The sequence below is a fragment of the Rhodopseudomonas palustris genome (assembly GCF_034479375.1).
Taxonomy (GTDB): Bacteria; Pseudomonadota; Alphaproteobacteria; order Rhizobiales; family Xanthobacteraceae; genus Rhodopseudomonas; species Rhodopseudomonas palustris_M.
Map to the genome: position 1 here is coordinate 3,205,142 of NZ_CP140155.1, position 23,077 is coordinate 3,228,218.

Below are 23,077 nucleotides of genomic sequence, written 5' to 3' on the forward strand. Positions count from 1 at the left end.
GTTCGCGAACTTCGTTCGCGCCCCGGAATGACGAACGAGAGAATTGCCGGCGCGAGTCGTCTTAGGCCGTCCGCGCCCGGCTCCAGTCCGGACGGATCGGGCCGCCGACGTCTTCGAACGCGCCATCGGCCAGTTCGATCACCAGCAGCCGGTTGGCATCGACCGGGCCGGGCATCGTCACCCGGCCTTTCGGAATCTTCTTGAAGCCGACGCGGCTGTAATACGGCTCGTCACCGACCAGCAGAATCAGCTTGTGCCCTTGCGCTTTGGCGTCCGCCAGCGCGCGGTCGAGCAGCGCACGGCCGACGCCGCGCGCGCGGAACGGCGGCTCCACCGTCAGCGGGCCGAGCAGCAGCGCGGGCGTGTCGCCGATCAAGATCGGCAATTGCCGCACCGAGCCGACCAGCAGCGTGCCGATCCGCGCCGTGAACGACAGCGCGTTGATGTGGTCGACGTGCTCGCGGAGCCGATAGGCGCTGAGCACGAAACGGCCGGGACCGAAGGTCCGCTCGTGCAGCCGCTCGATCGGCTGGGCGTCGTTCGGGGTCTCGGGCAGGATGGTGAGGGACAGATCGGTCATGGCGGACGCCGCAATAGCACCACAGCCGGGCGCGGTCCACCGCCCGGCTGTGGCCGACGATCACCTCAGGCGCGGGCCGCTGCGCCAGTCGGCCGCTGCGGGCCACCGCTTTCGCTCTCCGGTTGCTCCCCAGGGGCAAGCTGCGGCGAGCGGCCGGCCGACGGCGTCTTGTCGCGTGCGACGTAGACCGTTTGCGACGGAAAGGCGAAGCCGGTTCCGGCGGCCTCGACGATCTCCATCAGCCCCAGCGTCAGCTCTTCCTGGACTTCCAGGAATTCATCCATGCTCACGGCGTGAATATAGGCGAAGATCTCGACCCGCAGCGAACTCGGTCCGAACCCGAGCAGCCGGACCCGCGCCGGATCGTTGTCCACTTTGGGATGCTCCAGCAGCATCTCTCGCATCGTGGCGATCAGACTCCGCATCTGGTCAGGCGTGGTCTCGTAGCGAAGGTCGAGGATCGGGTGATACCAGAACTTGTCGCGGCGGCTGAAATTCTCGATCTGCACCGCGGCCAGCGCGCCGTTCGGCACGGTGACGAGCGTGCGGTCGAGCGTCCGGATCCGGGTCGAGCGCATCCCGATGTCTTCGATCGTGCCCATCGTCTCGCCGAACTTGCAGAAGTCGCCCACCCGCATCGGCTGATCGGTCACCAGCGTCAGGCTGCCGACCAGATGTTCGATGGTCTTCTGCGCACCGAGAGCGATGGCGATACCGCCGATGCCCAGAGCGGCGAGGCCCGCCGTGACGTTGTAGCCCAGCGCGTTGAGCCCCGCGATCGCCGCAAAGGCGACCAGCGCGAATTTGACGCTGCGCCGAATGAACGTCACCGCCGACAGCATCGACAGCCGCCCGCGCAGCGTCATCCGGGCGATCGCGAATTCGGCCAGCGCATCGACCACGCGCCAGACGATCCAGGACAGCGCGATCCAGCCGAGCAGTTCGGTGGCGCCGGACATGTGCTGACGCGCGACGATCGCGACGCCGGTCATCACCAGCGCGATCCGCAGCAACATCGCCGTGAGGAACAGCCGGATCGGCAGAGCCGAGGCGCTCAGCACACGACTGACGCGGGACTCCGGGCCGCGAAAGCGGAAAACCACCCAGAGGATCGCGGCGGTGATCGCCCACACGATGGAAAACGTCAGCACCGCGAGCACGATGACGGCGAGCCAATGGCCGGCCGGAACGCCGGCGAGGCGGTACTCGTCGCGGAGCGCATAGGGCAGGATCTTGTCGACCAGACTCGACGTCACCGTGCGCGACAGCGCTGGCAGGTCGCCGACCGTCTTCGCCGACACCAGCCAGATCTTGACGCCGTCCTTGCCATCGACCCGCTGCGCAATCAGATCGACGCTGCCGTTTTCGGTGCGCACGGCCCCGAACCTGTCCTGGTCCGGCGCCAGCCCGTCGTCCTGGTCGCCGGCGGCATCCGCGCTCAACCTCAACCGCGAGAAGACGTAGCCGCCCTGGTCGAGGATGCGCTGGAGTTGCTGCGCGACGCTCGGCCCCCAGGCGCCCTTCTCCTGGCTGAGATCGAGATATTGCGCAGCCTTGTCGTAATTCTGCTCGGCGGCGGCATTGATGAACCCGGAGACCATTCCGGCCGGCGTGTCGCGGCCGAGCGGGTCGGCGGGCTTTTCCTCCACTTTCGCCGGCGGAGTGCCGTTCCCATTGCCGTTCGGCGCCGGAATCTGAGCGAAGGCGGCATTTACCGCCAGGAGTGCCCATACAATCAGCAGCGATCTGACGATCGCCTTCGCAAATGCCGTCAAGACAGGTCCTTTCGAGATTTCGCGGGTTTTTACCAGAGAAATGAGCCATTGATGTGATCGCGAGCCGATTTGGCGGGCGTTCGGCACATCAGCGCCATGTCGTGCGCCGCGGCTCGCGCCCGAGCACTTCGGCGATTCGCAATCGAGTCCCGAATGTCGTCTCCCCGGGGAGGTCGGCGACATCGAAGAAACCGGAGGCGACGATTTCACGATTGGGCTCGGGCGCGCGATCCTGGCGGAACCGCCGCACCACATAGACGGCGACGTGATCACGCGGCGAAACGTGGCCGTTGAAGAAAATACCATGCAGTTCGGGCTCGCCCGTCAGCTCGATCCGGCCTTCTTCCATCAGTTCACGGCGGAGCGCATCGAGGAACGTCTCTCCGACCTCGACGCCACCGCCCGGCAGATGCCAGCCGGCGACATAGCTGTGCTGAATCAGGAAGACGCGATCCTGTTCGTCCAGCACCACGCCGCGCGCCCCGAGCGTCATACCGCGGGCGAACCGCCAATACAGATGAAACACCCGCCGCAGCGCCGGCTCGAGCTTCAGTCTCAGACTCTGAAAGGCCGGCAAAGGCGGATCATCCTCGCATGCGCGGCGCAGCGGAGACTTGCGCCGATCCGGCGAGCTTGCCAAAACCGTGCTGATTTTGACAGGCGGGAATTCGCGACGCGCTCGCAGCCGTCCGGACCGGGAAAAGCCGATGATTTTCACGCTGGCGCATTTGTCCGACCCGCATCTGCCGCTGCCACCGAAGCCGCGGTTCGCCGATCTCGCAAGCAAGCGCATGCTCGGCTATCTGAACTGGACCCGCAACCGGCACAGCATCCATCGCCGCGAGATACTCGACGCGCTGGTCGGCGACCTGCAGGCGCAGCAGCCCGACCACATCGCCGTCACCGGCGATCTGGTCAACATCGCGCTCCCCGACGAATTCGCCCCGGCACGAAGCTGGCTCGAAAGCGTCGGGCCGCCGGATCGCGTCAGCCTCGTGCCCGGCAATCACGACACCTATATCACCGCCACCGCGGCCCAGTTCGGCGAGAGCTTCGCGGACTACATCAGCGGCGACGACGGGGCGCCCGGCTATCCCTATCTGCGCCGCCGCGACCATGTCGCGCTGATCGGCGTATCGAGCGCGGTGCCGTCCGCGCCGTTCATGGCGACCGGACGGCTCGGCGAAGCGCAGCGTGCGAGGCTGGAGACGTTGCTGCAAGGGCTGGCCTCCGAGCGCGTGTTTCGGGTGCTGCTGATTCACCACCCGCTGCGCTCGCGCTCACGGTTCAAACGGTTGACCGACGCCAGCGCGCTGATCGCCCTGCTGCAGCGCCATCCGGTCGATCTGGTGCTGCATGGCCACGACCACGTCCACGCCACGATCCGGATCGATACGCCGACGGGCACGATCCCGGTGATCGGGGTGCCGTCGGCGTCGGCGTTCAACGATCACCACCGCCCGTCGGCCGCCTACAATCTGTTCGCGATCAGCGAAGCCAATGACGGCTGGCGCTGCGAACACCGCAGCCGCGGCTTTGCCGGCACCGAAACGGTGCAGGAGCTGCGAGACCCGGTGATGTTGTAGAAGTCGACGCCCGTCCCGTCATGGCGAGCCGAAGCCGAAGCAATTCAGAAGCGCAATGACGGAAACAGGCGGTCACACATTCCGCAGCGCCGCGAACAGAGCGAGCGCGAACAGCGCCAGCGCGCCGGCGATGAAGCCGAGTACGAAGACCCCGAAGCCGCTGCGGCGCGGCTTGTCGACAGAGACCGGCGCCGGGGGCGCGGGCAACGGCGGCGCGGCCGTCAGCGCGTGTTCACGCTCGATCAGCCGGCGGGCGACATAGTCGGTGATGGCGTCGACGATGGCCGCGGCCTCGTGCGACTCGGCCAGCACGATGCGGCCGAAGCGGGTGTCCTGGACGAAGCGGTAGACCCGCTTGTCGCGGCCCATCATCACATGAGCGACCACGTCGATCCACAGCCGCGGCGTGTCGCCCTGGCTGAGGCCGCGGTCGAACAGATCGACGCCGTCGGGAATTTCCGCGAACAGCGGGTCGAGCGCCTCGTTGAGGATCTCCAGCCGGGCGATTTCGGCATCGCGCAGGTCGACCACTACGCCGGTGCGATCGGCGGCCTCGATCCGCGCCTGACGCAACGCATCGCGCAGCCGCATCGGCCGCGCCTGTCCCTTCCCGGAGGTCTTGTTCTGCGCGTCCGCCATCTGCACCCGGCTCGGCTGTTCAAAATTAACCTATCAGTAACCCTCGACGGCGGAAAGGGCCTGATCTCTCAAGGATTTGCCGTGCCGGGGGAAGCGTGGCGCGCGTGCAGCACAGACGACCGCTCCGCAGCCGCCCAAAACGACGATGGCGGCCCCGCCGGGTTGCCCCGATGAGACCGCCAAAGTCCTTGGACGTCTTCTGATTGTGATCAGGCTCTGATTGTGATCAGGCCGTCGCGCGGTTCGGCTCTTCGACGATGGAGAACCGCACGCCTGCGCGATGCCGGTTCTCCTCGGAGACGACCTTCCAGGCCTCTTCGGCCTCCTTGCGCGTCTTGAACGGACCCTGAACCTGGGCCGAACCTTCAACGAGCTTGTGGAAGTTCATCGAACCGAACTCGCCGCCAATCACCCAGAAATTGCTGCCGTTCGACATCGTCGTCGCTCCTGTTGTTGTTGTTAGCCGAACTGGTTCATCGTGTTGTGGGCGCCGCCGGCCTTCAAAGCGGCCTCGCCGGCGAAGTATTCCTTGTGATCGTCGCCGATGTTCGAGCCGGCCATGTCCTGATGCTTCACGCAGGCGATGCCCTGACGGATTTCCTGGCGCTGCACGTTCTTCACATAGCCCAGCATGCCCTGCTCGCCAAAATATTCCTTGGCGAGATTGTCGGTCGACAACGCTGCCGTATGATAGGTCGGCAATGTGATCAGATGATGGAAGATGCCGGCGCGCTTGGCCGAATCGGCCTGGAAGGTCCGGATCTTCTCGTCGGCTTCGAGCGCCAGCGGGGTATTGTCGTACTCCGCTTTCATCAGCTCGGCACGGTTGTACTGGCTGACGTCCTTGCCGGCCGCTTTCATCTCGTCATAGACCTGCCAACGGAAGTTGAGCGTCCAGTTGAACGAGGGCGAGTTGTTGTAGGCCAGCTTGGCGTTCGGGATGACTTCGCGGATGCGGTCGACCATCGAGGCGATCTGCTCGATATTCGGCTTCTCGGTCTCGATCCACAGCAGGTCGGCGCCGTTCTGCAGCGAGGTGATGCAGTCGAGCACGCAGCGATCCGCACCGGTGCCTTCGCGGAACTGGTACAGGTTGCTGGGCAGGCGCTTCGGACGCAGCAGCTTGCCTTCGCGGCTGATGATGACGTCGCCATTGCCGACCTTGGTCGCGTCGACCTCTTCGCAATCCAGGAAGCTGTTGTACTGGTCGCCGATGTCGCCGGGGGCGTGGCTAACGGCGATCTGCTGGGTCAGGCCTGCGCCGAGCGAGTCGGTGCGGGTGACGATGATGCCGTCTTCGACGCCGAGTTCGAGGAAGGCGTGGCGGCAGGCGCGGATCTTCGCCAGGAAGACCTCGTGCGGCACCGTGACCTTGCCGTCCTGATGGCCGCACTGCTTTTCGTCGGACACCTGGTTCTCGATCTGCAGCGCGCAGGCGCCGGCTTCGATCATCTTCTTGGCCAAGAGATAGGTCGCCTCGGCATTGCCGAAGCCGGCGTCGATGTCGGCAATCACCGGCACGACGTGGGTCTGGAAATTGTCGATCTTTTCGATCAGCGCGGTTTCCTTGGCCTTGTCGCCGGCCTTGCGGGCAGCGTCGAGGTCGCGGAAGATCGTGTTGAGCTCACGGGCGTCGGCCTGACGCAGGAAGGTGTAGAGCTCTTCGATCAGCGCCGGCACCGAGGTCTTCTCGTGCATCGACTGGTCGGGCAGCGGGCCGAATTCGGAGCGCAGCGCCGCGATCATCCAGCCCGACAGATACAGGTAGGTGCGATCGGTGGTACCGAAATGCTTCTTCACCGAGATCAGCTTCTGCTGCGCGATGAAGCCATGCCAGCAGCCGAGCGACTGGGTGTATTTGGTGCTGTCGGCGTCATAGGCCGCCATGTCGGCACGCATCAGCGCGGCGGTGTAGCGCGCGACGTCGAGGCCGGTCTTGAAGCGGTTCTGCAAGCGCATCCGGGCCACGGCTTCGGCCTTGACGCCATTCCAGGTGCCCTTGTCCTTGAGGAGGGCTTCGGCCGCCTCGATTTCGCTCTGATAGGAAGCCGGCTTCTGGATGGCCAGATCGCTGATGCCACGTGGCTGGAAATTCATGGTTCTTGATCCCTTCGGTACGACGGTTGACACAACGCAAATGTCGACATTCGTGACAGGTGCGTTGCGAAACGTGCCGAGACCTAAACGCTACTCCAGGAAAATCGGCTAGCCCTCTTGCGAGCGAATGGTGATGTCATGTAACTTCTGTACATGTCATAACTGTCATTTTGTAAATTTTGTCACAAATCACAGGGAGCCGACATGGCGGGTGAAACCGGGAAAAAGCTGTTCGTCGGGCCCCGGTTCCGGCGAATCCGGCAGCAACTCGGCCTTTCGCAGACCCAGATTGCCGAAGGGCTCGGAATCTCGCCGAGCTATATCAATCTGATTGAACGGAACCAGCGTCCCGTGACCGCCCAGATCCTGCTCAGGCTGGCGGAAACCTATGATCTCGATCTGCGCGACCTCGCCACCGCCGACGAGGACCGATTCTTCGCCGAACTCAACGAGATCTTCTCCGACCCGCTGTTCCGCCAGATCGACCTGCCGAAGCAGGAACTGCGCGACCTCGCCGAACTGTGCCCGGGCGTCACTCATTCCCTGCAGCGATTGTACGCCGCCTACACCGAAGCGCGGCGCGGCGAGACGCTGGTCGCGGCGCAGATGGCCGATCGCGACGAGGGCACGAGGTTCGAGGCCAACCCGATCGAGCGCGTCCGCGACCTGATCGAGGCCAACCGCAACTATTTCCCGGAGCTCGAGCAGGCCGCCGAGGCGGTCCGCGACGAACTCAATGTCGGCTCGCAGGAGGTCTACGGCGCCCTCGCCGACCGGCTGCGCGAGCGGCATTCGATCACCACCCGGATCATGCCGGTCGACGTGATGCGCGAGACGTTGCGCCGGTTCGATCGCCACCGCCGGCAATTGCTGATCTCCGAGCTGGTCGACTCGCAGGGCCGGGCGTTTCAGGCCGCGTTCCAGACCGGCCTCACCGAATACGGCAGCGCGTTCGACGGCATCGTCAATCGCGCCGGCGCGCTCGACGAGACCGCGCGACGGCTCTACAGGATCACGCTCGGCAACTACTTCGCCGCCGCGCTGATGATGCCCTACGCCGCTTTCCATGCCGCCGCCGAACAGCTCAACTACGACGTCAACGTGCTGGCGCAGCGCTTCAACGCCGGCTTCGAACAGGTCTGCCACCGCCTCACGACGCTGCAGCGGCCGAATGCGCGCGGCGTGCCGTTCTTCCTGCTGCGGGTCGACAATGCCGGCAACGTCTCCAAGCGATTCTCGTCCGGCACCTTCCCGTTCTCGAAATTCGGCGGCACCTGCCCGCTGTGGAATGTGCACTCGACCTTCGACACGCCGGATCGCTTGCTGAAGCAGGTGATCGAACTGCCCGACGGCAGCCGCTACTTCTCGATCGCCCAGATGGTGCGCCGGCCGGTGGCGCCGCACCCGCAGCCGCAGCCGCGCTTCGCCATCGGGCTCGGCTGCGAAATCCGCCACGCGTCGAAACTGACCTACGCCGCCGGGATGGATCTGGAGAAGGCCGAAGGCACCCCGATCGGCGTCAACTGCCGCCTCTGCGAACGCGAAAACTGCAGCCAGCGCGCCGAGCCGCCGATCACACGGACGCTGATCCTGGACGAGAACACGCGGCGGGCGTCGAGCTTCGCGTTCAGCAATGCGAGGGAACTGTGAGGCTGGCGCGTGTAACGCGATTGTGTTACAGTGCCTGATGCCTATGAAATCCCCTGCCAAATCTCCAACTCGGTCGGCTGCCAAGCGTACGCCCCGACGGCCTGCGAAAACGACTGCGCGCAAGGCGGTGAAGAGTGGCTTCATCAACGCCCGCGTCGAGCCGAAGCTCAAGAAGAGCGCTGAGGCGGTCCTCGATAAGATCGGACTCTCGACCACCGATGCGGTGACGATCTTTCTGAAGCAAGTCGTTGCTCATAAGGGTATGCCGTTTCCGGTGAAGGTGCCGAACAAGGAAACCATCCGTGCGATGCGCGAGCTGGACCGTGGTGGCGGGACACGGCACTATGGCGATGCCGCCTCGATGTTCGCCGAAATTCTCGGGCCCAAGCCTCGGAAATCATGAGCCATCACCGTGCGATCCCTTCGGCTCTCCACAGCGTTCAAGCGGGACCTGAAACGGATCAATCGCCGAGGCTACGTCACCGCAAGGCTCGATAGAGTTGTCGATGCCCTGCTGTCGGGAGTGCCGCTTCCGCCAGCCTGCCGTCCACACGCTCTGAAAGGCACGTGGACGGGCTACCTTGAATGCCACATCGGCCCGGATTGGCTTTTGATCTATCGACTGACACCGGAAGAAGTGCTGCTCGCGAGGACCGGCACCCACTCCGATCTGTTCGACGAATGATCGCGGCGCTCCCCTATCGCCGTTGCCGGGCTTGACCCGGCAATCGATCCCAACAAGACTCTTTGTTTGATTTGATGGATCGCCGGGTCAAGCCCGGCGATGACGTTTGATGAGGTGGCAATGTTGCGGATCCATTCGATGATTGAACGATCGTGCGGCTTTGTCGCCGCACTGGCAGTATCAGCAGCGATTGCCTTCTCCGCCTCCCCCGCTTTCGCCCAGCGCGGCGCCACGTGCCATGGCGGGCAGAGCTTCGATCAGTTCCTCGCCGGACTGAAGCAGAAGGCGGTCGCCGCCGGGGTGTCGCAGCGGGCGATCGCGCAGGCGTCGCCTTATCTGGTCTACGACCAGGGCATCGTCAATCGCGACCGCGGGCAGCGGGTGTTCGGGCAGATCTTCACGGTATTCGCCGGGCGGATGGCGTCGGAAGGCCGGCGCGTCAAGGGCCAACAGATGATCAAGCAGCACGCCCAGGCGTTCGCGCGCGCCGAGAAGGAATACGGCGTGCCGCCGGCGGTGATCGCCGCATTCTGGGCGCTGGAAAGCGATTTCGGCGCGGTGCAGGGAAACCTCTCGACGCTGCGCTCGCTGGTATCGCTGGCCTATGACTGCCGCCGCTCCGAAATGTTTCAGCAGGAGACCATCGCGGCGCTGAAGATCGTCGATCGCGGCGATCTCGCGCCGGCCGAGATGATCGGCTCCTGGGCCGGCGAACTCGGCCAGACGCAGTTTCTGCCGCGGCATTATTACGACTACGCGGTCGACTATGACGGCGACGGCCACCGCGACATGCTGCACAGCCCCGCCGACGTGATCGGCTCGACCGCGCACTACATCGCCGCCGGCTTGAAATGGCGGCGCGGCGAGCCTTGGCTGCAGGAAGTGGCGGTGCCGGCCAATCTGCCGTGGGAGCAGGCCGACCTGCTGGTCAAGCACCCGCGCTCGCAATGGGCGCAATGGGGCGTGACCGCAGCCGACGGAAGACCGCTGCAGAATGACAACATGCCAGCCTCGCTGCTGCTGCCGATGGGCCGCCACGGCCCGGCGTTTCTCGCTTATGCGAATTTCGCCGCCTATACCGAGTGGAATAATTCGCTGATCTATTCCACCACCGCCGGCTATCTCGCCACAAGGATCGCCGGCGCGCCTCCGATGCGCAAGCCGACCGCGCAGGTCGCGCAACTGCAGCTCAACGAGATGAAGCAATTGCAGCAATTGCTGGTGCGCGCCGGCTTCGACGTCGGCAAGATCGACGGCATACTCGGCCAGCAGACCCGCAGCGCCGTGAAGGCGATGCAGATCAAGTACGGCCTGCCGGCGGATTCATGGCCCACTGCCGAACTGCTCACGAAGATGGGCGGCATGGTTGCGCCCGCACCGTCGGCCTCGACCGAGCCGCCGTTCCGTCCGGCCGCGAGACCCGGCATCGCGCCGGCCGAACGGCGCCCCCGCAATCCACCGGCGCGCCAGCCATAGCGAAATTTCATCCGCGGCGACGTTCCAACTTTCCCCGACTTGCTCTAGGGTCCGGCGCAACAAAACCCGGAGGAAGAACGTGCGTCATCTTTCCATTGTTGCAGCCGCAGCCTTCGCATTGACCGCGACGGTCGCCGCCCACGCCGACGATCTCAAGATTGCGCTGATCTACGGCAAGACCGGCCCGCTCGAAGCCTACGCCAAGCAGACCGAGACCGGCCTGCGGATGGGGCTGGAATACGCGACCAAGGGCACGATGACGCTCGACGGCCGCAAGATCGTGGTGATCACCAAGGACGACCAGAGCAAGCCCGACCTCTCCAAGGCGGCACTCGCGGAAGCGTACCAGGATGACGGCGCCGATATCGCGATCGGCACCTCGTCGTCGGCCGCCGCACTCGCCGACCTGCCGGTCGCAGAAGAAAACAAGAAGATCCTGATCGTCGAGCCCGCGGTCGCCGACCAGATCACCGGCGAGAAGTGGAATCGCTACATCTTCCGTACCGGCCGCAACTCGTCGCAGGACGCGATCTCCAACGCGGTGGCGATCGGCAAACCGGGCGTCACCATCGCCACGCTGGCGCAGGACTACGCGTTCGGCCGCGACGGCGTCGCCGCCTTCAAGGAAGCGCTGGCCAAGACCGGCGCGACGCTCGCGGCCGAGGAATACGTCCCGACCACGACCACCGACTTCACCGCGGTCGGCCAGCGGCTGTTCGACACGCTGAAGGACAAGCCCGGCCGGAAGATCATCTGGGTGGTGTGGGCCGGCGGCGGCGATCCCTTGACCAAGCTGCAGGACATGGACCCGAAGCGCTACGGCATCGAGCTGTCCACCGGCGGCAACATCCTGCCCGCGCTCGCCGCCTACAAGCGCCTGCCCGGCATGGAAGGCGCGACCTATTACTACTACGACATCCCCAAGAACCCGATCAACGACTGGCTGGTGACCGAGCATCAGAAGCGCTTCAACGCGCCGCCGGACTTCTTCACCGCCGGCGGCTTCTCCGCGGCGATGGCGGTCGTCACCGCGGTGCGGAAGGCGAAGTCGACCGACACCGAGAAGCTGATCGCCGCGATGGAGGGCATGGAGTTCGACACGCCGAAGGGCAAGATGGTGTTCCGCAAGGAAGACCATCAGGCGCTGCAGAGCATGTATCACTTCAAGGTCAAGGTCGATCCGGACCTCGCCTGGGCCGTGCTCGAGCCGGTGCGCGAACTGAAGATCGAGGACATGAATATCCCGATCAAGAACAAGCGGTGATAGCCACACGGGAGTCATTCCGGGGCGCGCGAAGCGCGAACCCGGAATCCCGAGATTGTCACATCGAGATTCCGGGTTCGCGAGCTGCGCTCGCGCCCCGGAATGACGAACTCTAACGTCGTGCTGGCTCGCTCCCCGATGACCACCCTCGAAACCCAAGCTCTCACCATTCGCTTCGGCGGCCATGTCGCCGTCGATGCTGTGAGTTGCGCGTTTCGGCCGGGGGAGCTGACCGCGATCGTCGGGCCGAACGGCGCCGGCAAGACCACCTATTTCAACCTGATCTCCGGTCAGTTGCGGCCGAGCGAGGGCCGCATCCTGTTCGAGGGTGCGGACATCACGCGAATGACCGCGCCGCTGAGGACACGCGCCGGGCTCGGCCGCGCGTTCCAGCTCACCAACCTGTTCCCCAATCTCAGCGTCGAGGAGAACGTGCGCCTCGCGGTGCAGGCGCGCAGCGGCACGCATTACGACATGCTGCGGCCGTGGCGGACGCGGCGCGATCTGATCGACCGCGCCGACGCCATCCTCGACAGCGTCGCGCTCGGCAGCCGCCGCAACGTCGCCGCCACCGCGCTGTCGCATGGCGACCAGCGCAAGCTCGAAGTCGCGCTGATGATGGCGCTGGAGCCCAAGGTCTACATGTTCGACGAGCCGACCGCCGGCATGAGCGTCGACGAGGTGCCGGTGGTGCTCGATCTGATCGCGCGGCTGAAGACCGATGCGAGCAAGATCATCCTCTTGGTCGAACACAAGATGGACGTGGTGCGCTCGCTCGCCGATCGCATCATCGTGCTGCATCACGGCAAGCTCGTCGCCGACGGCAAGCCCGCCGAGGTGATCGCCTCGCCGATCGTGCAGGAGGCCTATCTCGGCATCGCCCCGGGAAAGAGCGCGGCATGAGAGAAGTCATGAATACGTCGATGGTTGCAGTGTTGGTCACGACCTCTCCCCGCACGCAAACGCGCTCCCTCTCCCGCTTGCGGGAGAGGGTTGGGGTGAGGGCGACGCTGGCACAGTGCCTGGGGCACCCCCACCCCCGACCCCTCCCCGCAAGGGGGAGGGGAGAATGACCGATCTGCTCACTCTCTCCGGCGTGCACACCAATATCGGGCGCTATCACATCCTGCAGGGCGTCGATTTCGCAGTCCCTGAGGGCAGGACCACGATGCTGCTCGGGCGCAACGGCGCCGGCAAGACCACGACGCTGCGCACCATCATGGCGCTGTGGCCGGCGTCGCGTGGCGAGATCACCTTCGCCGGCCGCCGGATCGAGGCGATGGCGACGCCGGATATCGCCCGGCTCGGCATCGGCTACGTGCCCGAATCGATGGCGGTGTTCTCTGATCTCACCGTGAAGGAAAACCTGATCCTCGCGGCGCGCGACGGCGAGCTCGACGACAAGCGGCTCGGCTGGGTCTTCGGTTTCTTCCCGGCGCTGCGGAAATTCTGGCTGTCTCGCGCGGGCTCCCTGTCCGGCGGGCAGAAGCAGATGCTGTCTATCGCCCGCGCGATCGTCGAGCCGCGCAAGCTGCTGCTGATCGACGAGCCGACCAAGGGGCTGGCGCCGGCGATCATCGGATCGCTGATCGAGTGCTTCGCCGAGATCAAGCGCAGCGGCGTCACGGTCCTTTTGGTGGAACAGAATTTCCATGTCGCGCAGCAGATCGGCGACGCGGTGCTGGTGATGGACAACGGCGGAATCGTGCACCGCGGCGAGATGGCCGACCTAGCGGCCGACATCCCGCTGCAGGAGCGGCTGCTCGGCCTCAGCCTGGAGGCGCATCAGTGACTTTGAACTCCGCGCTCTCCCCGTCATTGCGAGCCGAAGGCGAAGCAATCCAGAGCGCCGTGCTCGGAGCTGGATTGCTTCGTCGGCTTCGCCTCCTCGCAATGACGGGAAGGCTGGCCGCGAGAACGACTACAGTGAGGGTGGCTTGAACTCATGACCGACATCCCTGCCCCCTCCGCATCCGATCCGTTGCCGCAGGCCAAGCGCGACCTCGTGCCGGTGCTGCTGCCGCTGATCCTGGCGCTGCTGATGCTGCCGCTGGTCGGTTCGTTCAGCTCCTGGGTGACGCTGACGGTCGCCAGCCTCGCGATGGGGATGATGATCTTCATCATGGCGTCCGGCCTGACGCTGGTATTCGGGCTGATGGACGTGCTGAATTTCGGCCATGGCGCCTTCATCTCGGTCGGCGCCTATGTGGCGACGCTGGTGCTGCTGCCGCTCGCCGGGATGTCGAGCGCGGATTCGCTGCTGACCAATCTGGCGGTGCTGGTGCCGGCGGCGCTGGCCGCGATGGCGGTGTCGGGCGCGCTCGGCCTCGTCGTCGAGCGGGTGCTGATCCTGCCGGTCTATGGCCAGCACCTGAAGCAGATCCTGATGACTACAGGCGGGCTGATCGTTGCGGAACAGGCGCTGTACGCGCTGTGGGGGCCGCAGATCATCCCGCTGCCGTTGCCGACGGCGCTGCGCGGCTCCTTCATCATCGGCGACATCGCGATCGCGAAATATCGCCTGCTGGTGCTGCTGGTCGGAATCGTGGTGTTCGTGGCGATCCAGCTCACGCTGAACCGCACGAAAATTGGGCTCCTGATCCGCGCCGGCGTCGAAAACCGCGAGATGGTCGAGGCGCTCGGCTATCACATCAAGCGGCTGTTCCTCGGCGTGTTCATGGTCGGCTCGGCGCTGGCCGGATTCGGCGGCATCATGTGGGCGCTATATCGCGAGCAGGTCCACGCCTCGATGGGCAACGAGCTCACCGTTCTGATCTTCATCGTGGTGATCATCGGCGGGCTCGGCTCGGTCGGCGGCTGCTTCATCGGCGCGCTGCTGGTGGCGATGGTCGCCAATTATGGCGGCTTCCTGGTGCCGAAGCTGGCGCTGGTGTCCAATATCCTGCTGATGGTCGCGATCCTGATGTGGCGGCCGCGCGGCCTGTATGCGGTGACGTCACGATGATGATCCTCTCCGGCGATCCGCCGCGCAGCCGGGTGCTGGCGCTGATCCTGATCGCGATCATCGCTGTGCTGGCGATCACGCCGTTCGTGTTTCCCGGCGCCAAGCCGCTCAACGTCGCCGCCAAGATCTGCATCTTCGCGGCGCTGGTGGCGTCCTACGATCTCTTGCTCGGCTACACCGGCACGGTGTCGTTCGCGCACACGATGTTCTACGGCATCGGCAGCTACGCGATGGCGATCGCGCTGTACACGATGGGCCCGGACTGGACCGCCGTCGTGACCGGGATCGTCATCGGCCTGCCGCTGGCGGCGCTGCTGGCGCTCGGCATCGGGCTGTTCTCGCTGCGGGTCGAGGCGATCTTCTTCGCCATGATCACGCTGGCGGTCGCATCCGCCTTCCTGGTGCTGGCGTCGCAATTGTCGTGGCTGACCGGCGGCGAGGACGGCCGCAGCTTCACCCTGCCGGAGTTGCTGCAGCCCGGCACGGTGTTCATCAAGGACCTGTTCGGCGTCCGGGTCACCGGCCGCACCCTGACCTACTACATCATTCTCGTCGGCTGCGCGGCGATGATCCTGGGGCTGCTGCGGGTGGTGAACTCGCCGTTCGGCCGGGTGCTGCAGGCGGTCCGCGAGAACCGCTTCCGCGCCGAGGCGCTGGGCTATCGCACCGTCTTCCACCTGACTTACGCCAACGTGATCGCCGCACTCGTCGCCGCCTGCGCCGGCGTCCTCAACGCGATGTGGCTGCGCTATGCGGGGCCCGACACCTCGCTCAGCTTCTCGATCATGCTCGACATTCTGCTGATGGTGGTGATCGGCGGCATGGGCACGATCTACGGTGCGATCATCGGCGCCACAATCTTCATCCTGGCGCAGAATTACCTGCAGGCGTTGATGGGCGCGGCCTCCAATGCCGCCGCCGACGCCGGTCTGCCGCTGCTGCCGGGACTGCTGCACCCGGACCGCTGGCTGCTGTGGCTGGGGCTATTATTCGTCGCCAGCGTGTATTTCTTCCCGACCGGTGTGGTCGGCCGGTTGCGTGGCGCGCCGAAGCCGGCCGAGTGAATTCAACGAAAGTTGCAGGCCGCCGCGCCTGGTGGATGGTTTGAATTGTTCTCGTCCCGCGCCGTCCAGCGCTATGCGCCTGCGCAGGGGGTAGATCACACCCGCGCCCAGCACCTGACACCACCACCCGGTGTCAAAATGCCTATTTCGCCCCTTGATACCTCTAAATAGACGCCCGCCGCGGCGAACTGACCCATTTCGATATGCGCTAGATCAACGTCTGTGCAGTGCAAAAAAGTATCCTGCTGCCGTTCGAAGGGCCTCCCTTCAATCGACCTCTGGGCCTCTCTCCCCGCTTGGGGAGCGCGCCCGACCAAACAGGAAGTTGGAAATGACACTGCTCATCGTGCTCACAGCACTGGCTTTCGCCGCCGCCATTGTGGTGGCGCGCGTGCTCGCAACCGCCGCTCCGGCCGGTAAATTGGTGTCGCAGGCCGCCGGCGCCGCCACCATGGTGGTCGCGCCGATCGTCACGCTGGTGATCGCCATCGTGCTCGGCAAGTTCGGTGTCGGCGGCGAAGCCCTCGGGGCGAGCGAGATCCTGCGCGCCGCCGCCCTGCCCGCGTTCTGCACGCTGTTCGTGGCGCCGCTGGCATTCTGGTTCTTCCGCCGCCAGCGCCGGGCGCTGACCGCTCAGGACCGCGCTCGCGCGGCGACCGCTTCCGCTCATTGAACTGACGCCCGGCGGGGGGGGGGAAACCGCCGCCCGCCGGGCAATTTTAAGCAGTTTTCTTCTGCTTCAGGCGCCCTGTTTCGGAATTGCCGTCCAGACTTCATGCAGCCGCATCTATTTTGTGCGGCGCCATTGTGTTTGCCTCGGAACGCCCCAAGTTCCTTCCATCCGCAATGTTCCGGAACGGCAAGATGACAAATTCCAAACTGTTCGAACCCTATCAGCTCGGCCCGATCACGCTGTCCAACCGCATCGCGATGGCGCCGCTCACCCGCAATCGCGCAGTTCCCGATGGGCTCGTCCCCAGTCCGCTGGCGGCGGAGTATTACGGCCAGCGCGCCAGCGCCGGGCTGCTGATCACCGAAGCGAGCCAGGTCTCGCAGCAAGGCCAGGGCTATCAGGACACGCCCGGCATCTACTCCGCAGCCCAGGTCGAAGGCTGGCGCAAGGTCACCGACGAGGTGCACAAGCGCGGCGGCAAGATCTTCATCCAGCTCTGGCACGTCGGCCGGATCTCCCATGTCGACCTGCAGCCGAACCACGGCGCCCCGGTGGCACCCTCGGCGATCAAGGCGAATACCAAGACCTTCGTCGGCGGCAAATTCGCCGACGTCTCCGAGCCGCGCGCGCTCGAGCTGAACGAGCTTCCCGGCATCATCGACGCGTTCCGCCAGGGCGCGGCCAATGCGATCAAGGCCGGCTTCGACGGCGTCGAGATTCACGCCGCCAACGGCTATCTGCTCGACCAGTTCGCCCGCGACAGCAGCAACAAGCGCACCGACGCCTATGGCGGCTCGATCGAAAACCGCGCCAAGCTTATGCTCGAAGTCGCCGCGGCGGTGGCGAAGGAAATCGGGCCGGAGCGCACCGGCATCCGGATCTCGCCAGTGACGCCCGCGAACGACGTCTCGGACTCGGCGCCGCAGCCGCTGTTCGAGCACATCGTCGACGAACTGAACAAGCTGAAGCTGGTCTATATCCACGTCATCGAGGGCGCCACCGGCGGCCCGCGCGACATCGCGCCGTTCGACTATGCGAGCCTGCGCAAGCGCTTCAGCGGCGCCTATATCGGCAACAATGCCTATGATCTCGCGCTCGCGAACGCGCAGCTCGACGCCGGCGAGGCCGACCTGATCGCGTTCGGCAAGCCGTTCATCTCCAACCCCGACCTGGTCGAGCGGCTGAAGACCGGCGCGCCGCTCAACGAGCCGGACAAGTCGACCTTCTACGGCGGCGGCGCCAAAGGCTATATCGACTACCCCACGCTGGAATCGGCGCAAGCCGCGCAGTAAAGCGCCACACACCCCGTCATTCCGGGGCGCGCGTAGCGCGAACCCGGAATCCAGAGGTTGTTGCGCCCTTGTGATGAACTCCTCGAGATTCCGGGTTCGCGAGCTGCGCTCGCGCCCCGGAATGACTGGTGGAGGCTCTCGAAAAGAAAGGCCGGGATCGCTCCCGGCCTTTTGTTCTCGCTCATTTCCCCGTCATGGCCGGGCTCGTCCCGGCCATCCACGTTCTTGGTGCGCCGAGCTCTGCAGCTCATGCCCGGCACAAGGCCGGGCATGACGTTGGGGAGAGCGAACGCCAGACTGAAGCGAACGCTTACTTCGCTTCGGCACGCTTCGGCGGCGACGCCGGCCAGGACTTGATCAGGGTATCGTAATCGACGGTTTCACCCTTCGGCTTCTCGTTCGCCAGCTTGCGCTGCGGGGCGATATTTCCGTCCTTGGCGGATTTCTCGTACCAGTACTCGGCGGTCTCCTTCTTGTTCAGCTTCGGACCGCAGTCGCCCTGCACCTTCGAGCGCTCGAGACGTTCCAGCACCGAGTCCTGAGCGGCCGCCAGCGAATCCATCGCGGCCTGCGGCGTCTTCGCACCGGACGAAGCATCGCCGATGTTCTGCCACCACAATTGCGCCAGCTTCGGATAGTCCGGGATGTTGTTGCCGGTCGGCGACCATTGCACGCGGGCCGGCGAGCGATAGAACTCGATCAGACCGCCGAGCTTGGGCGCCCGCTCGGTGAACGACTTGTCCCAGATGTCGCTCTCGCGGATCAAGGTGAGACCGACATGGCTCTTCTTCAGGCTCACCGTCTTCGAGGTGATGAACTGCAGATACAGCCAGGCGGCCTTGCGGCGATCCGGCGGCGTCGACTTCAGCAGCGTGCCGGAGCCGACGTCCTGATAGCCGAGCTTCATGCCTTCCTTCCAGTACGCACCCTTGGGAGACGGCGCCATCCGCCATTTCGGCGTGCCGTCGGCATTCACCACCGGCAGGCCGGGCTTCACCATGTCGGCGGTGAAGGCGGTGTACCAGAAGATCTGCTGGGCGACGTTGCCCTGCGCCGGCACCGGACCCGACTCCGAGAACGTCATGCCCTGGGCCTGCGGCGGTGCGTACTTCTTCATCCAGTCGAGATACTTCACGATCGAATACACGGCGGCGGGGCCGTTGGTGTCGCCGCCGCGCTCGATCGAGGAGCCGACCGGACGACAGCCTTCCATGCGGATGCCCCATTCATCGACCGGCAGGCCGTTCGGCAGGCCCTTGTCGCCGTTGCCGGCCATCGACAGCCAGGCATCGGTGAAGCGCCAGCCGAGCGAGGGATCCTTCTTGCCGTAGTCCATGTGGCCATAGACCTTGACGCCGTTGATCTCCTTGATGTCGTTGGTGAAGAACTCGGCGATGTCCTCGTAGGCCGACCAGTTGACCGGGACGCCGAGGTCGTAGCCGTATTTCGCCTTGAACTTCGCCTTGTAGTCGGGATTGGTGAACCAGTCGTAGCGGAACCAGTACAGGTTCGCGAACTGCTGGTCCGGCAGCTGATACATCTTCTTGTCGGGGCCGGTGGTGAACGAGCGGCCGATGAAGTCGTCGATATCGAGCCCCGGATTGGTGACGTCCTTGCCCTCGCCGGTCATGTAGTCCGACAGCGCGATGGTCTGGCCGTAGCGGAAATGCGTGCCGATCAGATCCGAGTCGTTGATCCAGCCGTCATAGACGTTCTTGCCGGACTGCATCTGGGTCTGCAGCTTCTCGACGACGTCGCCTTCCTGGATCAGATCGTGCTTGAGCTTGATGCCGGTGATCTCGGAGAACGCCTTCGCGAGCGTCTTCGCCTCGTATTCGTGGGTGGTAATGGTCTCGGAGACGACGTTGATGTCCATCCCCTTGAACGGCTCGGCCGCCTTGGCGAACCACTGCAGTTCCTTGAGCTGATCGTCCTTCGACAGCGTCGATGGCTGGAATTCCTCGTCGATCCACTTCTTCAGCACCGCATCGTCGGCGGCCCATGCCGGCGCCGCCAGCGTCATCGACGCCGCGACCAATGCGGCGGCGCTCGCCATCGTCATCAGCCGCAGGCGGCTGGAGAGATTCCGACTTCCGAAACTACGCATCCTTGGTTCCTCCGTTGAACGACGTTCTTCCCGAGCTCCGGGTTGATCCCGGATCTGCTTCTCATCGCCGTTCACACCGTTCGGAAAACCGCAACGGCGACGAGCAACGACAACAACGTGCCGAGCCACAGGCTCGACACTTCGACTCCTTCTCCGATCGGCAGCATGACCAGCGGATCGGTCCCGACCACCGCGATCCACACCAGATGGATCACCGCGGCGAGGATCAGCGAAACGAACAGCCGGTCACCGCGCGTAGTCGGGATCCGCAGCACACCGACGCGCTCGACCTCGGGATAGGCCACCGCGAGCCAGGTCATGGTTCCGAGCGTGCCGGCGAGCGCCACGAAGAAGATCGCGGTCGGCCAGGTCCACGCCATCCATGCGAAGTGATCCATCATGATCTCCCTACACCCGACCGAGCGCGAAGCCGCGCGCGATGTAGTTGCGGACGAACCAGATCACCAGCGCGCCCGGAATGATGGTGAGCACGCCGGCGGCGGCGAGCAGCCCCCAATCCATGCCGGCCGCCGACACCGTGCGGGTCATCACCGCCGAGATCGGCTTGGCGTTGACCGACGTCAGCGTCCGCGCCAGCAGCAATTCGACCCAGGAAAACATGAAGCAGAAGAACGCCGCGACGCCGATGCCGCTGGCGATCAGCGGCATCAGAATCTTGACGAAGAAGCGCGGGAACGAATAGCCGTCGAGGAATGCGGTCTCGTCGATCTCGCGCGGCACGCCGGAGACGAAGCCCTCGAGAATCCACACCGCCAGCGGCACGTTGAACAGGCAGTGCGCCAGCGCCACCGCCCACGGCGTGTCGAACAGATTGATCGCCGAATATAGGTTGAAGAACGGCAGCGCGTAGACCGCGGCCGGCGCCATCCGGTTCGACAGCAGCCAGAAGAACAGGTGCTTGTCGCCGAGAAAGCGGTAGCGCGAGAACGCGTAGGCCGCCGGCAGCGCGAACGAGATCGACAGCACGGTGTTGATGACGACGTATTGCAGCGAATTGATGTAGCCCGAATACCAGCTCGGATCGGTGAAGATCGTCCGGTAGTTCTCCAGCGTCGGTTGATGCGGCCACAGCGTCATGGTCGAGACGATCTCGCCATTGGTCTTGAAGCTCATGTTGACGAGCCAGTAGATCGGCAGCATCAGAAACAGCAGATACAGCGCAAGGATGATGCGGCGACCGGGGATCGAATGCATCACACGCTCCCTTCGGCCGGGCGGCGTTCGGCACCGGCATTGGTCATCACCGTGTAGAACACCCAGCAGACGATGATGATGATCAGGTTGTAGACGATCGACAGCGCCGCGGCCTTGCCGAGGTCGAACTGACCGAGCGCGATCTTGACGAGCTCGATCGAAATGAAGGTGGTGGAGTTGCCCGGCCCGCCGCCGGTGACGACGAACGGCTCGGTGTAGATCATGAAGCTGTCCATGAACCGCAGCAGCACGGCGATCAGCAATACCCGGTGCATCTTCGGCAGTTGGATCGCCTTGAACACCGCCCAGCGCGACGCGCCGTCGATCTGGGCGGCCTGATAATAGGCGTCCGGGATCGATTTGAGGCCGGCGTAGCACAGCAGCGCCACCAGGCTGGTCCAGTGCCAGACGTCCATCACCACCACCGTGGCCCAGGCGTCGAATTCGTTGGAGACGTAGTTGTAATTGATGCCGAGGCTGTTCAGCGTGTAGCCGAGCAGGCCGATGTCGGGCCGGCCGAAGATCTGCCAGATGGTGCCGACCACGTTCCACGGGATCAGCAGCGGAAGCGCCATGATGACGAGGCAGGCTGCGACCGACCAGCCATGGCGCGGCATCGACAGCGCGACCACGATTCCTAGCGGCACCTCGATGGCGAGGATGATCGCCGAGAACGCCAGATTGCGCCACAGCGAGGCGAAGAAGCGGCCGCCGAGATCGGTCGACGGATCGAGCAGTTCCTTGAACCAGCCGACGCCGTTCCAGAAGAACTGGTTGTTGCCGAAGGTGTCCTGCACCGAATAGTTCACCACCGTCATCAACGGCAGGATGGCCGAGAACGCCACGATGGCGAACACCGGCAGAACCAGCAGCCAGGCTCTCTGGTTGACGATCTTCTCCATCAGGCGACCTGCTCCAATGCGCTGCCTTCGACGATCACGCTGTCGGCATAGACGTGGATGCGCGACGGCTCGATCATCAGGCCGGCCTCGTCGCCGTCGGCGGAGAATCCGTCCGGCACCCGCGCGGCGAAGCGCACGCCGCCGACCCGCACCCAGGCGAAACGAATCCGGCCGAGGTCGTCGATCCGCTCGATGCGGCCGGACGGCAGGCCCGGCGCCTTCGCGGTGAGGTGCACGAATTCCGGTCGCACGCCGATCTCGATCTTGGCGCTGGCCGGAAGATCGCCGTAGCCGCGCGCCAGCGCGACCGCATGGCCGTCGATCAGCGCCTCGCGGCCGCGAATCTGTGCCGGCACGATGTTCATGCCCGGCGAGCCGATGAAATAGCCAACGAAGGTGTGCGCCGGCTTCTCGAACAGTTCCTCCGGCGTGCCGCTCTGCACCACGCGACCGTCGTGCATGACGACGACGGTGTCGGCGAAGGTCAGCGCCTCGGTCTGGTCGTGGGTGACGTAGATCATCGTCAGATCCAGCGCGCGGTGCAGCGCCTTGAGCTTGCTGCGCAGCTCCCACTTCAGATGCGGATCGATCACCGTCAGGGGTTCGTCGAACAGGATCGCGGCGACATCGGAGCGCACCAGCCCGCGGCCGAGCGAGATCTTCTGCTTGGCGTCGGCGGTGAGCCGCGTCGCCTTGCGGTTCAGATGCGGCGTGAGGTCGAGCAGGTCGGCGATCTCGGCGACGCGCCTGTCGATCTCGGGCTTCGGCACGCCGCGGTTCTTCAGCGGGAATTCGAGATTTTCGCGCACCGTCATGGTGTCGTAGATCACCGGAAACTGGAACACCTGCGCGATGTTGCGCTCGCGGGTCGCCAGCTGCGTGACGTCGTTGCCGTCGAACAGGATCTTGCCGCGCGACGGCGTGACGATGCCGGAGATCAGGTTGAGCAGCGTGGTCTTGCCGCAGCCGGAGGGGCCGAGCAGCGCATAGGCGCCGCCCTGGCGCCAGGTCATCGACACCGGCTTCAGCGCATAGGCGGCCGGCGGCAGGTTGTCACCGACGAGATAGGAATGAGCGAGGTCGACGAGATCGATGCGCGCCATCGGC

General features: G+C 64.9%; 23 protein-coding genes. 12 read left to right on the forward strand and 11 right to left on the reverse strand.

Annotated elements, in window-relative coordinates; translation table 11 throughout:
* Positions 1–61: 61 nt before the first annotated feature.
* From SR870_RS14550 to SR870_RS14560, 3 genes are all read right to left on the reverse strand, one after another.
* Positions 62–580: an N-acetyltransferase gene (locus tag SR870_RS14550; RefSeq protein ID WP_322514261.1), complete on the reverse strand. Its 519-nt coding sequence runs from the start codon at positions 578–580 to the stop codon at positions 62–64.
* 65 nt (positions 581–645) lie between these two features.
* Positions 646–2,355 (reverse strand): mechanosensitive ion channel family protein, encoded by a 1,710-nt coding sequence (locus SR870_RS14555; protein ID WP_322514262.1) that lies wholly within the window; start codon positions 2,353–2,355, stop codon positions 646–648.
* Positions 2,356–2,443: 88 nt separating this feature from the next.
* Entirely contained in the window at positions 2,444–2,932 is a 489-nt protein-coding gene (locus SR870_RS14560; RefSeq protein ID WP_322518275.1) for an NUDIX domain-containing protein, read from the reverse strand.
* A 130-nt stretch (positions 2,933–3,062) separates the two neighbouring features.
* Here SR870_RS14560 and SR870_RS14565 point away from each other — a divergent pair, with 130 nt between their 5' ends.
* Positions 3,063–3,941 carry a metallophosphoesterase gene (locus SR870_RS14565; RefSeq protein WP_322514263.1) on the forward strand — a complete coding sequence of 293 codons (879 nt, stop codon included), beginning with the start codon at positions 3,063–3,065 and terminating at the stop codon, positions 3,939–3,941.
* A 72-nt stretch (positions 3,942–4,013) separates the two neighbouring features.
* Here SR870_RS14565 and SR870_RS14570 read toward each other — a convergent pair whose 3' ends face one another.
* The 3 genes from SR870_RS14570 to SR870_RS14580 form a co-directional block, all read right to left on the reverse strand.
* Positions 4,014–4,580, reverse strand: a complete 567-nt coding sequence (locus SR870_RS14570) for a hypothetical protein (RefSeq protein ID WP_322514264.1) — start codon at positions 4,578–4,580, stop codon at positions 4,014–4,016.
* Between the two features lie 226 nt (positions 4,581–4,806).
* Positions 4,807–5,016 (reverse strand): hypothetical protein, encoded by a 210-nt coding sequence (locus tag SR870_RS14575; protein WP_011443074.1) that lies wholly within the window; start codon positions 5,014–5,016, stop codon positions 4,807–4,809.
* A gap of 23 nt (positions 5,017–5,039) precedes the next feature.
* Positions 5,040–6,677, reverse strand: a complete 1,638-nt coding sequence (locus SR870_RS14580) for an isocitrate lyase (protein WP_322514265.1) — start codon at positions 6,675–6,677, stop codon at positions 5,040–5,042.
* Between the two features lie 204 nt (positions 6,678–6,881).
* On the opposite strand from SR870_RS14580, the gene SR870_RS14585 reads away from it, so the two are divergent.
* The 11 genes from SR870_RS14585 to SR870_RS14635 all read left to right on the forward strand — a co-directional run bounded on the left by SR870_RS14585 (position 6,882) and on the right by SR870_RS14635 (position 17,746).
* Positions 6,882–8,327: a helix-turn-helix domain-containing protein gene (locus SR870_RS14585; protein WP_322514266.1), complete on the forward strand. Its 1,446-nt coding sequence runs from the start codon at positions 6,882–6,884 to the stop codon at positions 8,325–8,327.
* 127 nt (positions 8,328–8,454) lie between these two features.
* Entirely contained in the window at positions 8,455–8,730 is a 276-nt protein-coding gene (locus SR870_RS14590) for a type II toxin-antitoxin system RelB/DinJ family antitoxin (protein WP_322514267.1), read from the forward strand.
* A 9-nt stretch (positions 8,731–8,739) separates the two neighbouring features.
* Complete coding sequence (locus tag SR870_RS14595) at positions 8,740–9,012, forward strand: type II toxin-antitoxin system YafQ family toxin (RefSeq protein ID WP_322514268.1); 273 nt, start codon at positions 8,740–8,742, stop codon at positions 9,010–9,012.
* 138 nt (positions 9,013–9,150) lie between these two features.
* Positions 9,151–10,488: a lytic murein transglycosylase gene (locus tag SR870_RS14600; RefSeq protein WP_322514269.1), complete on the forward strand. Its 1,338-nt coding sequence runs from the start codon at positions 9,151–9,153 to the stop codon at positions 10,486–10,488.
* A 79-nt stretch (positions 10,489–10,567) separates the two neighbouring features.
* Positions 10,568–11,752, forward strand: a complete 1,185-nt coding sequence (locus SR870_RS14605; RefSeq protein ID WP_322514270.1) for a substrate-binding domain-containing protein — start codon at positions 10,568–10,570, stop codon at positions 11,750–11,752.
* Between the two features lie 138 nt (positions 11,753–11,890).
* The gene (locus tag SR870_RS14610; protein WP_322514271.1) at positions 11,891–12,655 is read left to right on the forward strand and encodes an ABC transporter ATP-binding protein; all 765 of its coding nucleotides are present in this window, start codon (positions 11,891–11,893) and stop codon (positions 12,653–12,655) included.
* Positions 12,656–12,821: 166 nt separating this feature from the next.
* Positions 12,822–13,544 (forward strand): ABC transporter ATP-binding protein, encoded by a 723-nt coding sequence (locus SR870_RS14615; protein WP_322514272.1) that lies wholly within the window; start codon positions 12,822–12,824, stop codon positions 13,542–13,544.
* Between the two features lie 153 nt (positions 13,545–13,697).
* Positions 13,698–14,717 carry a branched-chain amino acid ABC transporter permease gene (locus tag SR870_RS14620; protein ID WP_322514273.1) on the forward strand — a complete coding sequence of 340 codons (1,020 nt, stop codon included), beginning with the start codon at positions 13,698–13,700 and terminating at the stop codon, positions 14,715–14,717.
* The gene (locus SR870_RS14625) at positions 14,714–15,781 is read left to right on the forward strand and encodes a branched-chain amino acid ABC transporter permease (RefSeq protein ID WP_322514274.1); all 1,068 of its coding nucleotides are present in this window, start codon (positions 14,714–14,716) and stop codon (positions 15,779–15,781) included. Before SR870_RS14620 ends, SR870_RS14625 begins: the two co-directional genes overlap by 4 nt.
* Positions 15,782–16,112: 331 nt before the next feature.
* A complete protein-coding gene (locus tag SR870_RS14630) occupies positions 16,113–16,454 on the forward strand; it encodes a sodium:proton exchanger (RefSeq protein WP_322514275.1) in 342 nt (113 codons plus the stop codon).
* A 191-nt stretch (positions 16,455–16,645) separates the two neighbouring features.
* Entirely contained in the window at positions 16,646–17,746 is a 1,101-nt protein-coding gene (locus SR870_RS14635) for an alkene reductase (RefSeq protein ID WP_322514276.1), read from the forward strand.
* A gap of 310 nt (positions 17,747–18,056) precedes the next feature.
* On the opposite strand, the gene SR870_RS14640 is transcribed toward SR870_RS14635, so the two are convergent.
* The 5 genes from SR870_RS14640 to SR870_RS14660 all read right to left on the reverse strand — a co-directional run bounded on the left by SR870_RS14640 (position 18,057) and on the right by SR870_RS14660 (position 23,073).
* The gene (locus SR870_RS14640) at positions 18,057–19,853 is read right to left on the reverse strand and encodes an ABC transporter substrate-binding protein (RefSeq protein WP_322514277.1); all 1,797 of its coding nucleotides are present in this window, start codon (positions 19,851–19,853) and stop codon (positions 18,057–18,059) included.
* Between the two features lie 71 nt (positions 19,854–19,924).
* Complete coding sequence (locus SR870_RS14645) at positions 19,925–20,251, reverse strand: DUF2160 domain-containing protein (RefSeq protein ID WP_322514278.1); 327 nt, start codon at positions 20,249–20,251, stop codon at positions 19,925–19,927.
* Between the two features lie 10 nt (positions 20,252–20,261).
* Positions 20,262–21,068 (reverse strand): carbohydrate ABC transporter permease, encoded by an 807-nt coding sequence (locus tag SR870_RS14650; RefSeq protein WP_322514279.1) that lies wholly within the window; start codon positions 21,066–21,068, stop codon positions 20,262–20,264.
* Positions 21,068–21,970: a sugar ABC transporter permease gene (locus tag SR870_RS14655; protein WP_322514280.1), complete on the reverse strand. Its 903-nt coding sequence runs from the start codon at positions 21,968–21,970 to the stop codon at positions 21,068–21,070. The genes SR870_RS14650 and SR870_RS14655 overlap by 1 nt, the downstream gene beginning before the upstream one ends.
* Complete coding sequence (locus SR870_RS14660; RefSeq protein ID WP_322514281.1) at positions 21,970–23,073, reverse strand: ABC transporter ATP-binding protein; 1,104 nt, start codon at positions 23,071–23,073, stop codon at positions 21,970–21,972. Before SR870_RS14660 ends, SR870_RS14655 begins: the two co-directional genes overlap by 1 nt.
* Between the last annotated feature and the right edge of the window lie 4 nt (positions 23,074–23,077).